Source organism: uncultured Winogradskyella sp., assembly GCF_947496485.1.
Classification (GTDB): domain Bacteria; phylum Bacteroidota; class Bacteroidia; order Flavobacteriales; family Flavobacteriaceae; genus Winogradskyella.
This window is the reverse complement of record NZ_CANMCZ010000002.1, coordinates 507,760-523,883: the sequence shown is the minus strand read 5'-3', so window position 1 is coordinate 523,883 and position 16,124 is coordinate 507,760. Positions and strand designations below refer to the sequence as shown.

Annotated in this window: 14 protein-coding genes; 7 read left to right on the top strand and 7 right to left on the bottom strand. The window is 32.4% G+C overall.

Features of this window, described 5'->3' with window-relative positions; genetic code table 11:
* Nucleotides 1–5: 5 nt before the first annotated feature.
* The gene (locus Q0822_RS10095) at nt 6–335 is read right to left on the bottom strand and encodes a translation initiation factor (RefSeq protein ID WP_299123112.1); all 330 of its coding nucleotides are present in this window, start codon (nt 333–335) and stop codon (nt 6–8) included.
* Between the two features lie 82 nt (nt 336–417).
* Nucleotides 418–1,368, bottom strand: a complete 951-nt coding sequence (locus Q0822_RS10090) for a 2-oxoglutarate and iron-dependent oxygenase domain-containing protein (protein ID WP_299123110.1) — start codon at nt 1,366–1,368, stop codon at nt 418–420.
* Between the two features lie 147 nt (nt 1,369–1,515).
* On the opposite strand from Q0822_RS10090, the gene Q0822_RS10085 reads away from it, so the two are divergent.
* The gene (locus tag Q0822_RS10085) at nt 1,516–3,516 is read left to right on the top strand and encodes a dehydrogenase E1 component subunit alpha/beta (RefSeq protein WP_299123108.1); all 2,001 of its coding nucleotides are present in this window, start codon (nt 1,516–1,518) and stop codon (nt 3,514–3,516) included.
* A 35-nt stretch (nt 3,517–3,551) separates the two neighbouring features.
* Here the strand turns inward: Q0822_RS10085 and Q0822_RS10080 are convergent, their stop codons facing one another.
* Together Q0822_RS10080 and Q0822_RS10075 are read right to left on the bottom strand one after the other, a co-directional pair.
* Complete coding sequence (locus Q0822_RS10080; RefSeq protein ID WP_299123106.1) at nt 3,552–4,151, bottom strand: RDD family protein; 600 nt, start codon at nt 4,149–4,151, stop codon at nt 3,552–3,554.
* A 44-nt stretch (nt 4,152–4,195) separates the two neighbouring features.
* Complete coding sequence (locus tag Q0822_RS10075) at nt 4,196–5,494, bottom strand: dipeptidase (RefSeq protein WP_299123104.1); 1,299 nt, start codon at nt 5,492–5,494, stop codon at nt 4,196–4,198.
* 190 nt (nt 5,495–5,684) lie between these two features.
* On the opposite strand from Q0822_RS10075, the gene Q0822_RS10070 reads away from it, so the two are divergent.
* A complete protein-coding gene (locus Q0822_RS10070; protein ID WP_299123102.1) occupies nt 5,685–7,997 on the top strand; it encodes a T9SS type A sorting domain-containing protein in 2,313 nt (770 codons plus the stop codon).
* Between the two features lie 537 nt (nt 7,998–8,534).
* Complete coding sequence (locus Q0822_RS10065) at nt 8,535–8,948, top strand: hypothetical protein (protein WP_299123101.1); 414 nt, start codon at nt 8,535–8,537, stop codon at nt 8,946–8,948.
* Here the strand turns inward: Q0822_RS10065 and Q0822_RS10060 are convergent.
* Nucleotides 8,941–9,507: a biopolymer transporter ExbD gene (locus Q0822_RS10060; protein ID WP_299123099.1), complete on the bottom strand. Its 567-nt coding sequence runs from the start codon at nt 9,505–9,507 to the stop codon at nt 8,941–8,943. The genes Q0822_RS10065 and Q0822_RS10060 overlap by 8 nt on opposite strands.
* Nucleotides 9,508–9,644: 137 nt before the next feature.
* On the opposite strand from Q0822_RS10060, the gene Q0822_RS10055 reads away from it, so the two are divergent.
* Nucleotides 9,645–11,159, top strand: coding sequence for a DEAD/DEAH box helicase (locus Q0822_RS10055; RefSeq protein WP_299123096.1), 1,515 nt, complete (start codon nt 9,645–9,647; stop codon nt 11,157–11,159).
* 99 nt (nt 11,160–11,258) lie between these two features.
* Entirely contained in the window at nt 11,259–12,014 is a 756-nt protein-coding gene (locus Q0822_RS10050; RefSeq protein ID WP_299123095.1) for a hypothetical protein, read from the top strand.
* Here Q0822_RS10050 and Q0822_RS10045 read toward each other — a convergent pair.
* Nucleotides 12,004–12,564: a pseudouridine synthase gene (locus Q0822_RS10045; RefSeq protein ID WP_299123094.1), complete on the bottom strand. Its 561-nt coding sequence runs from the start codon at nt 12,562–12,564 to the stop codon at nt 12,004–12,006. The two genes, Q0822_RS10050 and Q0822_RS10045, sit on opposite strands and share 11 nt — an antisense overlap.
* On the bottom strand, nt 12,564–13,379 hold the full coding sequence (locus Q0822_RS10040) for a DUF1853 family protein (RefSeq protein ID WP_299123092.1): 816 nt from the start codon (nt 13,377–13,379) through the stop codon (nt 12,564–12,566). Before Q0822_RS10040 ends, Q0822_RS10045 begins: the two co-directional genes overlap by 1 nt.
* Before the next feature lie 137 nt (nt 13,380–13,516).
* On the opposite strand from Q0822_RS10040, the gene Q0822_RS10035 reads away from it, so the two are divergent.
* Both Q0822_RS10035 and Q0822_RS10030 read left to right on the top strand, forming a co-directional pair.
* Nucleotides 13,517–15,637, top strand: a complete 2,121-nt coding sequence (locus Q0822_RS10035) for an elongation factor G (RefSeq protein ID WP_299123090.1) — start codon at nt 13,517–13,519, stop codon at nt 15,635–15,637.
* Nucleotides 15,638–15,649: 12 nt separating this feature from the next.
* Nucleotides 15,650–16,030: a hypothetical protein gene (locus tag Q0822_RS10030; RefSeq protein WP_299123087.1), complete on the top strand. Its 381-nt coding sequence runs from the start codon at nt 15,650–15,652 to the stop codon at nt 16,028–16,030.
* Nucleotides 16,031–16,124: the final 94 nt, after the last annotated feature.

The following is a 16,124-nucleotide window of genomic DNA, read 5'->3' as shown; positions in this document are numbered from 1 at the left end:
AAAAATTAACCTCCAACACGTTTTACATTAAATCCTTTTTCTTTTAAAATCGACATAATCTTATCGCGATAATCGCCTTGAATGATTATTCTATCGTCCTTAAAACTGCCACCAACACTAAGTTTAGTTTTTAATTCTTTTGCTAATTTTTTAAAATCTTCAGTGGCACCTGTATAGCCTTCGAGAATAGTTATTGGTTTGCCTTTACGTTTTTCGTATTTGCAAATAATAGGCTCTTCTTGTAACCACAACTTATCTTTGGAATCTTGAGATGAATCTGTAGGTTCTGGTGTATGGTCAGGGAAAAGATTTTTTAATTGATCTTGTAAATCCATGTGTTCAGTTTACAGTCACAGTATTTAGTCGCAGTCTCTAGTTTACAGTAAGTAAGCAGTGACTGAGACTAGACACTGAAAACTATTTCTTTATCAGTCCAAGTTCAATTAATCGCTCGTTTAAAAACTCGCCTGCTGTGATATCTTCAAATTGTTTCGGATTATCATCATCGATACAACTTTCTAAAACATCTAATTTCATTTCACTAATTGGATGCATAAAAAATGGAATTGAATAGCGAGATGTTCCCCAAAGTTCGCGTGGTGGATTAATAACACGGTGTATTGTAGATTTTAATTTATTGTTAGAATGTCTTGACAACATATCACCCACATTAATCATTAATTCATCTGGTTCAGCAATAGCATCTATCCATTCACCATCATTACGTTGTACTTGTAAACCGCGACCTTGGGCACCCATTAATAGAGTGATAAGGTTAATATCCCCATGAGCAGCGGCTCTAACAGCATTTTTAGGTTCTGAAGTAATTGGCGGATAATGAATTGGTCTTAAAATAGAGTTTCCGTTGTGGATATAATTATCAAAATAAGTCTCTTCTAAATCTAAATGCAAAGCTAATGCACGCAAAACATATTTTGCGGTTTTCTCTAGCATGGCATAGGTTTGCTTACCAACTTTATTAAACTCTGGCAATTCTTTAACTTCTACATTTTCTGGGTATTCTTTTCTGCGCTCTTCATCATCTTCAACGTATTGTCCAAAATGCCAGAACTCTTTTAAATCCCCTTCTTTTTTGCCTTTAGCACTTTCTTTACCAAAAGAAACATAACCACGTTGACCACCAATTCCCGGAATTTCATAACTTTCTTTAGTTTCTAAAGGTAGGTTAAAGAAATTCTTAACTTCACCATATAAATTATCAACTAATTCGTCATCTAGAAAGTGACCTTTCAATGCCACAAAACCAATATCTTCGTAAGCTTTTCCTATTTCATCTATAAACTTTTGCTTTCGTTTAGGATCATCAGAAATGAAGTCCTTTAAATCTACACTAGGTATTCTATCCATTGGATTTAAATTTAAATTTTCAACAATATACAAAGTTAGCGAAAATAGTATTAAAAAATTAGGTCGGATTTATTTACTATTTGAAGCTCATTCTACCATATTGAAGCAATTTTATTTACATTTGATGTATCATTGAAAGAAGAACTTATGCCTACAATTACGAAAAGCAATATAGACTTTGATAAAAGAAATTTAAGTGATAAAGGTTTGCTTAAGCTTTATTACAATATGCTGAAACCTCGACTTATTGAAGAAAAAATGCTAATTCTACTTCGTCAAGGTAAAGTGTCAAAATGGTTTTCTGGTATTGGGCAAGAAGCTATTTCTGTTGGAGTTACTATGGCTTTAAAGCCTAGTGAGTATATTTTGCCAATGCACCGAAATCTTGGTGTATTTACAACAAGAGAGATTCCGTTACATCGTTTATTTTGCCAATGGCAAGGAAAGGCGAGTGGATTCACAAAAGGTAGAGATCGTTCGTTTCATTTTGGTACACAAGAGTACAATATTGTTGGTATGATATCTCATCTTGGACCACAATTGGGTGTTGCAGATGGTATAGCCTTAGCAAATCTTTTGAAGAAAAACGGGAAGGTAACAGCTGTGTTTACTGGTGAAGGAGGAACAAGTGAAGGAGATTTTCACGAAGCACTTAATGTAGCTTCTGTTTGGCAATTACCAGTAATGTTTTGCATAGAAAATAACGGTTATGGGCTTTCTACACCTACTAACGAACAGTATCATTGTAAACATTTAGCAGATAGAGGAAAAGGTTATGGTATTGAAGCTTTTGTCTTAGATGGTAATAATATTATAGAAACTTATACTAAGGTTAAAAAATTAGTAGAAAGCATAAGAAAACGACCTAGGCCTATTCTTATTGAATTCGAAACGTTCAGAAGACGTGGGCACGAGGAGGCTAGTGGCACTAAGTATGTACCAAAAGAATTGATAGCAGAATGGGAAGCTAAAGATCCAATAGAAAACTTTAGAAGCTATCTGTTCAGTAAAAAAATATTGACTGCAGAAATAGACGAAGCTTATAATGCAGAAATCAAGAAAGAAATAGAAATATCTTTAGAATCTGCTTATGCAGAATCTGATATTATACCTGATGAAACTACAGAATTAAATGATGTTTATAAATCATTTGATTATAAAGAAGTTGCACCCAATAAAGAAACAAAAGAATTACGTTTAGTTGACGCTATTTCTCAAGGCTTAAAGCAGTCTATGGAAAAACACAAAGACTTAATAATAATGGGGCAAGATATTGCTGAATATGGTGGTGTATTTAAAATCACTGAAGGTTTTGTAAAGCAGTTTGGTAAAGAAAGAGTACGTAACACACCTATTTGTGAATCTGCAATAGTAGAAGCTGGTATGGGCTTATCTATTGCTGGTATGAAAGCTGTTGTAGAAATGCAGTTTGCAGATTTTGTAACCTCTGGTTTTAATCCTGTAGTAAACTATTTAGCAAAATCTCATTACAGATGGCAACAACAAGCAGATGTTGTACTTAGAATGCCTTGTGGTGGAGGTGTAGCAGCTGGTCCATTTCATTCGCAAACTAATGAAGCTTGGTTCACTAAAACACCAGGTTTAAAAGTAGTATATCCAGCATTTCCTTACGATGCAAAAGGGTTGTTAGCTACAGCTATTAATGACCCAAATCCTGTGCTATTTTTTGAGCATAAGGCCTTATATAGAAGTATTAGACAAGAGGTACCTACAGATTATTATACATTACCATTTGGTAAAGCTACACTTTTAAAAGAAGGCAATGCTGTAACTATTATTTCTTATGGAGCTGGAGTGCATTGGGCTTTAGAAACTTTAGAAAATAATACTGATATATCTGCAGATTTAATTGATTTAAGAACATTACAACCGTTAGATAAAGACTCTATTTACAATTCTGTAAAGAAAACAGGGCGTGCAATTATTCTTCAAGAAGATTCTCTATTTGGTGGTATTGCGAGTGATATTTCTGCGATGCTAATGGAAAACTGTTTTGAATACTTAGATGCACCAGTTAAGCGTGTAGCAAGTATGGAAACACCTATTCCATTTATTGGACATTTAGAAGATCAGTATATGGCTAAAGGTAAGTTTGAAGGTGCTTTGAGAGAATTGTTGGGTTATTGAAGCAATTAATTATACTCGTTGTTGGCAATAGTATTTTATTTTGGGGTGTCTTTTATCACTTTTGTCTTTGATAAATAATCATGCAATCCATTTTTTACAAATAAGTATGAAATTCCATCAAAGGGAATTAATCGGCTTATAGTTCTAATTATAATTTCAGAAGCTGTTGGTTTATTTCCATCTATTTTTACAACTTTAGTTTTAGTAATAAATTTGCCAATTGTTTTTTGAAACTTTATTTCCATTACTGAATAATATGCAAAGAAAGTTCCGAGAACTGTTATAAGAGTCAATAAACTACCAATAAAGCTGTTCGAAGTTGGGTTTATAAAAAGTCCTAGAATTATAAATATTATTAAAATCAATAAATAGGTAATGGTAAAGTCAATTATATAATGTAAAAATCTTATTCCAGAACTAACAATATTTGAGTCAACTTTTTCCCTTTGTTCTTTTTCCGTTGTCACTTTTTCTCTAATCTTTTTAAATTCAGATGTATCAATATTCCGGTTTTCAATTTCTTCATCTGCTGCTTCGATTGCTTTTGGGTTATAACTTGTTCTTTCTACAGTTACAATTTTTATTAGTTCTTCATCTGTCCTTTCAGACATTACTTTTGCAAATTCGTTTTCCATTAGTTTGATGGTATGTTTATATTAATGCCAAGTAATTAACATAATTACTCTTTAGATTGAATCTCTTCAGCCACAGCCTCAACTTCATCTAAAACCCTTAACAAATTACCACTCCAAAGTTGTTCAATTTGAGCTTCAGTATAACCACGTTTTACTAATTCTAAAGTCACATTAAAGGTTTCGGACGCATCAGACCAACCTTCAATTCCGCCACCACCATCAAAATCACTACTTATACCAACATGGTCAATTCCAATTTTTTCTACTAAATAATCTATGTGGTTAACGAAATCAGTTACATCTACAGCAGGTGGTAAGTCTGGCATTGATTTAGATTTCTCCTTAACAATAACTCTCATTTTTATAAAATTACTGTAATAAGCCTCACGCTCAGTTTCAGAGATATTAGCAATTTCACCACGTTCAATAATAGGTGTTCCCAAAGAATCCATGACTTCTTTTCTTAGTTTATGCAGAACCTTGTCTCGAGCTTCATACTTTTCAGTATTTAAATACGATTTAAAAGCCACAGTCTGTACAACACCACCATTTTCTTTTAACCAACCTAATTGTTCGTCATCTAAATTTCTACTATGATTACATAAAGCTCTGGCAGAAGAGTGTGAGGCAATTATAGGAGCTTTAGTGAGTTCTATCATTTGTTTCATAGATTCTTTTGATGGATGCGATACATCGATCATCATTCCAACACGATTCATTTCTTTAAGAACTATTTTTCCAAAATCACTTAAACCATTATGCAACCAAATACTATCACGTTCGCCAGTGTTACTATCGCAAAGTTGACTATGACCATTATGAGACAAGGACATATAGCGTGCGCCAAGCTTATAAAATTTTTCAACATTATTGATGTCTAACCCAATAGGATAACCGTTTTCAATACCTATCATGGCAACTTTTTTGCCTTTTGCATTAATGCGTATAACATCATCAGAGGTTACAGCTAATTCAATATCATCTGGTGCAATATCATTTACCAGCTTGTGGATGGCATTAAATTTAGACATGGCATTGTCATAAGCTTTTTCGTAGCCAGTCTTTGTTAATGAATCCTGACCAGTGTAAACAATGAGCCAAGCGACATCTAAACCACCAACTTTCATTTTTGGTAAAGTGATTTGAGTGTCTAAATCTTGAGTATAATTAAGTGAATCCGTAAAATTCTTTACGTTTATATCGCAATGTGTGTCTAAGGTAATGACACGTTCATGGATACCTTTAGCATTTTCTATTAGCTGATTTTCTTCAGAAATTTCAGATTTGCAATTCATTACTAACACTAAAGGGATTAAAAAGATTATAATGGTCTTGTGATACATAAAACGTAGTTTTTTTAAAAGTAAATAGATTTTTATCTTAAACAAAGTCTTAAAATCCTTTAATCACCTCAAAGCACTTAATCGGATTTATATGCATTTAATCTATTGTTAAAGGAATCTTAAAATATAGGCTATGGTAATCACATATAATGTGTTAATTTTAGTCATTCTAAATAAAAAAAAAGCTAATATGAAATTAAATTTACTTTATGTAATGGCATTGTTTGTTACATTGTCATTTGCCCAAGAGATACCAGATGAAGTTAAGCCACCTAGTTGGGCTTTAAATAATCTAACCGATGTAAAACCACACAAACTTGCTTCATTTGATTTAAAGAAATTACAAGATGAAGATAAGATCAATGATAAAAATAAATCTATTCCTTGGCGATTTGGCCATGATATATATGTGGATCACGATTTTAATGAAGTAGGTAAGTGGACGACTTTAGAAAATGGAGACCGAATTTGGAGAATGGCTTACACTTCAGAAGGAGCTTATTCAATAAATTTTTTGTTTGATGTTTTTAAAATTCCTGTTGGTGCTAAACTTTATGTATATAATAAAGAAAAGACAGATTTGTTGAGACCGTTTACACACCATAATAATAATCCTGAAGAAGTTTTAGGAACTTGGCTAGTTGAAGGTAACCATGCTTATATTGAATATTATCAGCCAGCAAATGTTGTAGGTGAAGCTAAAATCACTGTTGGTTCCGTTGTACATGGTTATCGTACTACAGCAACTTATGAGAAAGCTTTAGGTGATTCTGGTGATTGTAACCAAGATGTAGATTGTGATATCACACCAGCATCAGATCCTTTTCAGTTAGACACAAGAAAAGAGGAGGTGAAGGCAGCATCTGCTATGATTGTAGTTGGTGGTACAGGGAATTGTTCTGGTACGCTTGTTAACAATACTAATAATGATGGCAAAGCATATTTTATGACTGCGAATCACTGTCGTGGAGGTGAAGGTAGTTGGGCATTTCGTTTTAACTGGAGAAGTCCTAATCCATCATGTTCTACAACAGCGGCTAGTCCGAATGGTTCATTCAATCAAACTGTAAGTGGTTCTATTTTAAGGGCTAATAGTTCTGAGTCGGATATGGAACTAGTAGAAATTACTGATACTAGCTTTTTTACTGCCAATGAAGATAATTTAGTTTGGGCAGGTTGGAATAGATCTACAACTGATGTCCCTGCTGTAAATTTTGGAATTCATCATCCAAGTGGTGATATTCAAAAGGTGTGTAGAGAAGATGATGGTGCCTACAGAGCAAATGTTAATTTTGAAGTTCCAAATACAAAAATGTGGTATATAGATCAGTGGGAACTTGGTGTAACAGAACCTGGTTCTTCTGGTTCAGGATTATTTAATGAAACGGGGCACTTAATTGGTATGCTATCAGGTGGTCAAGCCGCTTGTAATGGAACATCTAACAATGGTCAACACGATTATTATGGTCGTTTTGGTGTAGCTTGGGATTTTGGAAGCACAACCGCAACAAGATTAAAAGAATGGTTAGACCCATCTAACTCTGGTGTAGAAGTTTTAGGTCAATTCCCTCCTTTAGAAACTTATGATATAGATGCAAGAGTTAGTATTGGTTCAGGAAATTCTACAGAACTATGTAATGATGATTTTGTACCGTCTGTAACCTTATTAAATCCTGGAAATTTGAATTTAACATCAGCAGATATCTCTTATTATATTGACTCTGAATCTAGCACGACAGTTAACTGGACAGGAAATCTAGCTAATAACGGTTCAGAAGTTATTGCTACGCCAAGCTATAGCAACTTAAGTCCTGGAAGCCATACGTTTACTGTTTCTGTAACTAATCCAAATAATAATACAGATGAGAACACCTCTAACGATGTTTTTGTCTTCAACTTTGATGTATCACCATCTTATGCAACTTCTCAAATTGTTTTTAATATCACAACAGATAATTATGGTTATGAGACAGGTTGGGAGCTTAGAAATAGTTTAGGTACAGTAGTTAGCAGTGGGCCTTCTTCAGCTTATGCTAATGCAACAGTATATCAAGAAATGATAACAATACCTGCTTTTGATGACTGCTATACATTTACTATTACAGATTCAGCAGATGATGGTATCTGTTGTGCTTATGGTATTGGATCTTATAATCTTGAAGATGAAAATGGTAATGTTATCATTGCAGGAGGTGATTTTGGTACTAGTGAAGCTGTAATATTCAATGCTCAAGATCCTTTAAGTATTGATGACGTTAGTTTAGAAAATTTAATTGGTTTTTATCCGAATCCGGTTAGAGATGATCTGAATATTTCACTTAGTAATATTAATGAAGATATTGATTATCAAATTTTTAACACTTTGGGTCAAAATGTTTCTAGTGGTAATTTAGCATCTAACAAAACGCATGTAATTGATATGTCCTCATTCCAAGGAGGTATATATTTTGTAAAGTTAAATAGTGCATCAAGTTCAATTACAAGGAAAATTATTAAAAAATAATTTCATCAAAATTATAATATTAAAAAAGTCAGTTTCTTTATTTATGAAACTGACTTTTTAGTTTAAATAATTGTTTGTTCTGATGTGCATATTAATCAGGTTTTAATAGTTTCTAAGTCATCATCTAAACTGTTAGATGTATTGACAATTTTTGATAAAGTTCTCATAATTGTTTGATTTTTTTGATTGATGAATTGTTACGTTTTATCTGTAACGTCTTTTACTGTTCCAAGCATAACTTTTTGTTTCTACTGTTGTACTTGTAATTTGGTTGTTGTTTAAAGTTCTCATAATTGTTTGTTTTTTTTGATTGATGAATTGTTACGTTTTATCTGTAACGTCTTTTGTTGTTCCAAGCATAACTTTTTGTTTCTACAGTTGTACTTGTAATTTGATTGTTGTTTAAAGTTCTCATGATTTTTGTTTTTTTAATTGATTTATACTTAATAGACGACAGAAAAATGAAAATGTTACAGTACTATGCAAAACAAGGTAATGATTTAACAATTTTTAACTATTATCAGTATATTTATAACTATGAAGTATTATATACTTAGTTTAGTTCTTATGGTTGTAGTTTTTTATTCTTGCAATAGTAGAGAAGAGGGCTGCGTTAAAAATTCATTTGAAGTAACTGCTACAGCTTATAATTCTTTGGCATACCAAACGAGTAAAAACCCACATATTACTGCATTTGGAGATAGTTTAAAGCCCGGTTTAAGATATATAGCTGTTTCAAGAGATTTATTAGACTCTGGGTTAGTTCATAATACCAAATTGAAAATTGAAGGCTTTGATAGTTTATTCACTGTTAAAGATAAAATGAACAAGCGTTGGAGAAAACGCATTGATATTTACATGGGAATCGATGTGAAAAAAGCAAAAAAATGGGGCAAAAAGAAAGTGAACATCGAGTTTTGCATACAACCCAAAGATTCAATATCTAATTAGATCGTTTTACTGCAACTTCAGAAACTTTGAAAGGATAGGCTTTTCTTATTGCCACCAACTCGTTTTCATCTAACTGACTTGGAACCTTATTAAAGACTTGTTTTGCATAGCGCTTTCTTAAGTTGTAGTAAGCTTCAGTAATTTCATCTTGTACTTTAATAAACAACTTGTACTTAGTTAATGCGTCGTGGCTTAATGATATAACAGCTTTTTTTGGGTGGTCTGAAGATTCTTCAGATTGTTCACCTTCGCAGTAATTGCAAGTATTGAGACCATTATTATCAATAAACGCACTAACAAGATTTTCGACCTCATCTATTTTTACTATGGTTTCGTCTATCATAATTTCTTGTTTCTCATTCATTGCGATTCTTAATAAGTTGTGTTCGGGAATGTCTGCAGTACACTCTCCAGATTCACAAATAGGAGGTAATTGTCTTAAAATACCCTTATCGGTAGAAATGGTAGTAGTTACTAGAAAGAAAATAAGTAACAAAAAGGCAATGTCTGCCATAGATCCTGCATTGACCGCTGCAGAATTTCTTCTAAATGATTTCATAATGTTTTTATTTAAATGTTAATTATTTATTAATCACAAGAACAATACCAATCTTGTTAAATGTTGTTAACATTCATTTTAAAAACTAATACAATGTGCTATTTTTGCAAAATTAACCTTTCAGGAAAGTAGACTAAATGAATACAGATATAAAATCACTTAACGTTAATGTAACTGAGAAAAGTCTTTATGATTATCAGGTCAAAGATCTCAATCGCATTTTTGATGTTATGAATGATGAGTCTGATGATTTTAATCTTCTTTATCAGTTACCAACTGGTGGAGGAAAAACTGTTATTTTTTCTGAAATCGTACGACGTTATATAGAAGAGCGTAACAAAAAAGTAGTTATCCTTACGCATAGAATTGAACTTTGCAAACAAACATCTAATGTACTTTCTGGGTTTAATGTAAAGAATAAAGTGATTAACAGTAAGGTGAAAACCTTACCAGACCAAGATGACTATCAATGCTTTGTTGCTATGGTAGAAACTTTAAATAATAGACTTTCTGACAAGGATTTTGAGTTAAAGAATGTTGGCTTAGTTATTATAGATGAGGCACATTATAATTCTTTTAGAAAATTATTTAAGTTTTTTGAGCATTGCTTTATTCTTGGTGTTACTGCAACACCTTTGAGTAGTAACATAAAACTACCCATGAAGGATAACTATAAAAAGCTCATTGTAGGTGATGATATTTCTACATTGATTAAAAACGGTTTCTTAGCCAATGCAGAATTTTTCCATTACGATGTTGGTTTAACTTCACTTAAAATTGGAATTAATGGTGATTACACCGTAAAATCTTCTGAGGCTTTATACACTAATAGTTTAATGCAAACCAAACTTTTAGTTGCTTATGAAGAATTAGCGAAGGGAAAAAAAACCTTGATTTTTAATAATGGTATTTATACGTCAAAGGAAGTTTATTATACATTCAAAAAAGCAGGTTACAACGTTCAGCATTTAGATAATACGGCAAGCAAGCAAGAACGGAAAGAAATTTTAAAGTGGTTCAAAAACACACCAGATGCTGTCTTATCTTCAGTAAGTATTCTGACCACTGGTTTTGACGAACCTTCAGTAGAGTCTATTATTCTCAATAGAGCTACACGTTCGTTGACGTTATACTTCCAAATGATTGGTCGTGGAAGTCGTATTTATAAAGATAGAAAGTCATTTCAGGTAATAGATTTGGGAAATAACGTAGCCCGTTTTGGACCTTGGAGTCAAGTTGTAGATTGGCAACATATCTTTAAATATCCTGATTTTTACTTAGAGAATATTGTTGATGATGAAGCCCTTGAACGTGACTTTGTATATACTATGCCAGATTCATTGAAAGCTAAGTTTAAAAAATCTAAATCTTTAGATTTTGATGTGAAATCTGAGTATAAAGATGTTATTAGTTTAGGAAAAAAGTCTTTTACAGTTATAGAACGGTCAATAGAACAACATTCTAAAATTTGCATTGAAAACAGTGAAGATGTCTACGATGCTAGAGAGTTAATTAAGGACCTACAAGATGAAATTGCTTATCGCATAAAGCAGTATAGCTATTGTATTATGAACAGTACCCAGAACTATAAAGATTGGCTTTTTGAAGAATACAACAGAAAATTAAGAATTAGCTTTAATGGTAAGTTTTAACGTTTTTTTGTAAGGATTTATGTTTTTATACGTTTATTTTGAAATAGGTACGATATTTGTACTATACTTTTTGTTGATTAAAACTTATTTTACTTAGACGTGAAAACATTGAAAACCATATCGTTAGTACTCTGCATTCTTTTTAGCAGCATGGTTTTTGCGCAAAAGGATAAGAAAAAGGAAATAAAAGACAAAGAGAATAGATCTGTTAGAATTCCCGCAGAAGTCTCAAAAAAGAAAAAGGATTCTTCACTTGTAAAAATAAAAGTAGCTCCTATACCTAAAAAAGCAGAAGATAAAACCAAGGCCGATTCTAAGGATGCTAAAAAGAAGTTTGTGATTAAAGAATCCGAAAAGCCATTTTCCATGATAGATGATGATGGTTTAAAAAGTCCAAGTGAAATTTATGAAAAGCGTTGGAAAAAGGAAGCTATGAAAGGTGGTATTGTAAAAACAATGTCTGATCAGTTTTTAGGAGAACACAATGTGGATACTAAGTTTGTAAATATTGTTTGTAGGGACCATGAATATGCAGATGGAGACCGTGTTCAGATACAACTAAATGGATTTATAGTTAAATCTAACTTACTATTAACCAATAGTTATAGACGTGTTGAAGTTGATTTAGCAGATGGTAAAAACACAGTAGAAATTATTGCTTTAAACCAAGGAGAATCCGGGCCAAATACTGCTGAGTTCGTGGTATATGATGATAAAGGAAAAGTAATTTCTTCCAAAGAATGGAACTTACTAACAGGTGTTAAAGCAACCATTATTTTTAATAACGAAAAAGTGGTCATAAAGGAAAAAGCCAAAGAGGCGGAATCAGAATCTGATACTGCTTCTAATAATTAATTGGTAATACGTCCATAGGTTTCATGTTTTCTAGTTTATAATCTCCAATTCTTACTCTTACTAATCTTAAAGTTGGTAAGCCTACTTTAGCCGTCATTTTACGGACTTGTCTAAATTTACCTTCTGTAATTGTTATAGATAGCCATGACGTTTGTCCATGACGTTCATCTCTAACAAAGCGTTCTTCTATATGAGAAGTGTCATTTAAGATTTTAGCGTTGCATTTTTTTGTCATGTAAGGTTGTCCATCAATAGAGATTTCAATACCATTTCTCAACTCTATAATAATTTCTGGAGTAATTATACCATCAACCATCACATGATATTCTTTTTCAATTTTAGAACTTGTGATGTAATTACTAAACTTTCCATCAGTAGTTATTAATAGTAAACCTTCTGATTTTTCGTCTAACCGACCAACGGCCATAACACTTTCAGGAAAGTCATAAAGTACTTTTAATAGTTTCTTATTTCGTCTTTTATTTTGATGGTTTACAAACTGACTTAAGTAACCATAAGGCTTGTATATTTTGAAATAACTATGCTCCATTACCACCAAGTTATAAAGCATTTTTGAAATTCATTATACTCGTTTTTTAGCCAACATAGCGGAGACTGTCCATTTGCAATATTGGTCCTAATTTCATTTTTAGCTTGAACAAAAGATAACCAATCAACATTTTCTTTTGGGATACAAAGCCACTCCAGTTTTTTGGGAATATAAAATTGAAAGTTTTCTAGTTCATTGATTTGCTTAATATTTAAATACCACCCTACAACACAGTCTTTATTTAGAGGAGATACATCAATATCTTTATTTTGGTATGGCAAATATAATTGTGCATTAAAACACACCTGCTGTTTAATGGTGTTTACATCAAATTTGTGTTTTTTTAAGACCTCTATGGTATTTGAATGGTAGAGTAGTGGAAACTGCTTCTCTTTTAGTTTATTCAGTTTATATACCAATGCATCGTTTCGATTTGGTCCAATCCAACAGGCCAGTGGATTGTCATAAAGATTACGCTTGTCGTATAAGTAGAATTTGTAAACAACTTCAATGTGAATTGGCTGATCTTTCCTTACAAGTAAAATGTCCAATTCACCAATCGTTCGTTTTTCTTTTTTTATGATAAGATTTTCTTCAATAATCGCAACATCATCTTGATTTTGAAGTTGAAAAGAGACAAAATTCTCGACCCATTTCCCTAATCTCAGTTTTTTGTATTCAGAATTCTGGTCAAATTGCTCTGAGGTATATTTAGGACAAAATTGCTCAAATCCATATATATCTGATCCGTTCCAAAGTAAGGGTGTATTTTGAAAACCTTCAAATAGTTCCTGAAAATTTATCGTGTCGTTCAAATGATTCTTATTCAATACTAATTACTTGCTAAAAATATTCAAAACCTAACTTATATCATATTTTTTCTATTAAAGTAAAAGTACCTTTAAAGGTATAATTTTTAAGAAGATATAAATAATCAATAACCACATAGTATATGAAAGTATTTGATAACAAACACATTAAAAATGTGGCTTTTGTTGGTACGCATCGTGCTGGCAAAACCACCTTATCTGAGACTATGCTCTTTGAGGCTGGTCTCATTAATAGACGAGGAACAGTAGAGCAACAAAATACAATATCCGATTACCATGAGTTTGAGCACCAACGCGGTGCTTCTGTTTTTGCTACACCTTTACATACAGAATGGCGTAACTTTAAAATCAACATTATAGATACACCAGGATTAGATGATTTTATTGGTGAAATAATGTCTTCTATCCGCGTAGCAGATACTATTGTAACTGTAATAAATGCCAAACATGGAGCAGATATTGGTACAGAAATTATCTGGAATTACGTAGATAAATATCATAAGCCAACCTTATTTGTTATTAATAAAATTGATAGTGAAAAGGCCAATTTTGAAATGAGTTTCAATAGTCTTAAGGAGTTGGTAGGTAATAATGCAGTTTTAGTTCAGTATCCTATTAAGATTGATGGTGCGCAGTGTATCATTGATATTCTTAAAATGAAATGTTACAAGTTTGGTCCTGAAGGTGGAAAACCAGAAAAATTAGAAATTCCAGATGAGCAGTTGGCACATGCTTCATTTCTTCATAATGAACTAGTGGAAAAAGCGGCGGAAAATGACGAGGAATTATTAGAACTATTTTTTGATCAAGGAACACTAAACGAAGACCAGTTGAGAAAAGGTATAAAATTGGGCATGTTAAATCATGATATGTTTCCAGTCTTTTGTGTTTCCGCCTTAAAAGATATGGGCACTGGTCGTTTGATGGGCTTTATTGATAATGTGGCACCAGCCGCAGCAGATTTAAAACCAGAACAAACAATAGAAGGTAATCTTATAAAACCAGAAATAGATAATGATACATCACTTTTTGTTTTTAAAAATATATATCAACCGAATTTAGGACAGATAACCTTCTTTAAAGTGATGTCTGGAGAAGTTAACGTTAATGACAAGCTGTTTAATACCAGAACAGGTGAATCTGAAACATTGAATCAGCTGTATATTATGGATGGGAAATTAAAGAATTCTGTTCAAAAGTTAACAGTTGGTGATATCGGTGCAACAACTAAATTGAAATTTACAGAAACGAATGACACTTTAGCTACTTCGGCCGAAGCGGGAACCATAAAACCTATTAAATTTCCACAACCAAGGTTGATAAAAGCCGTATTTGCTGTAGATAAAAATGAAGAAGAAAAGCTTAGTGATGCATTAAAACGTATTCATAGCCAAGATTTAACGTTAGATCTAAGTTATAACAGTGAAACACATCAAACATTGATTGGTACACAAGGAGAGTTGCATCTGTCAACTTTAAATTGGCTATTAGAAAATGTTTACGATGTTAAAGCTAGATCTGAGGCTCCAAAAATTTCTTATCGAGAGACAATTCAACGCAGTGCTACAGCAAACTATAGACACAAAAAGCAGAGCGGAGGCTCTGGTCAGTTTGGTCAGGTGCATTTAAAGATTGAGCCTTATTATGAAGGTATGCCAGAACCAGAAGGTTTTTCACTTAGAGGCAAAGAGATTGTTGATTTACCTTGGGATGGAAAATTAGTGTTCTATAACTGTATTGTTGGTGGCGTAATAGATCAACGTTATTTGCCATCTATAATGAAAGGTATATTAGAAGTTATGGAATCAGGGCCATTAACTGACTCATATATTAGAGACATTAGAGTTATGGTTTATGATGGTAAAATGCATGCCGTAGATTCTAATGATATATCATTCAAAATTGCAGGATCGCATGCCTTTAGAGAAGCCTTTTTAAATGCTAATCCTAAATTACTAGAACCTATTGAACAAATGCAATTAAGAGTTCCTGAACAGATGGTTGGTAGTGTAATGACCGAATTGCAGAGTAGACGTGCTATAATTCAAGGTATTGAAACAGAAGCACATTACCAAATACTCAAATGTACAATACCATCAGCAGAATTAACAGATTTTTCAAGTCAGTTAAGATCAATAACACAAGGAAGAGCTACTTATTCTTCAACTTTTGAAGGATATAGTGCTGTACCTAATCATGTCCAAAAACAGTTAATAAAGGAGAGAGAATTAATAACCATATAAAACACCACAGTCATGCAAAGTAAAATAATGTACTTAAGCGATTTAAAGTTTAATATCGAAACATGGAAACGCGAATTACGTTTTCATTTTAACGAAATGGATACCTTCCAAGAAAAATTAGAAGAAATTGTACCTCGTATAGAAGGTCCTATTTTTATGAAGAAGCTTGAAGTCTATCAAAACCGTATAATGATAGAAAAAGATGCTATTTCAAAATTAATGCATAGATGCAGAAATAAAATGGCAAATATTAATAATGCAGATTACAATGAAAATATAGATGGACGTCTTCAAAATGAACAACACACGCTTAAAGAAGATATGCGTACTTATATAAAATTACATTATGACCTAAAAGAAGAGCTAATGGATTTCTATTTAGAAGTACTATAGGTTTTGCCTTAATTAACTAAACTCAAAAACCACAAGATTCTCTTGTGGTTTTTGAGTTTTAGCAAAACAATAAACAGTTTTGTATTCGATTATG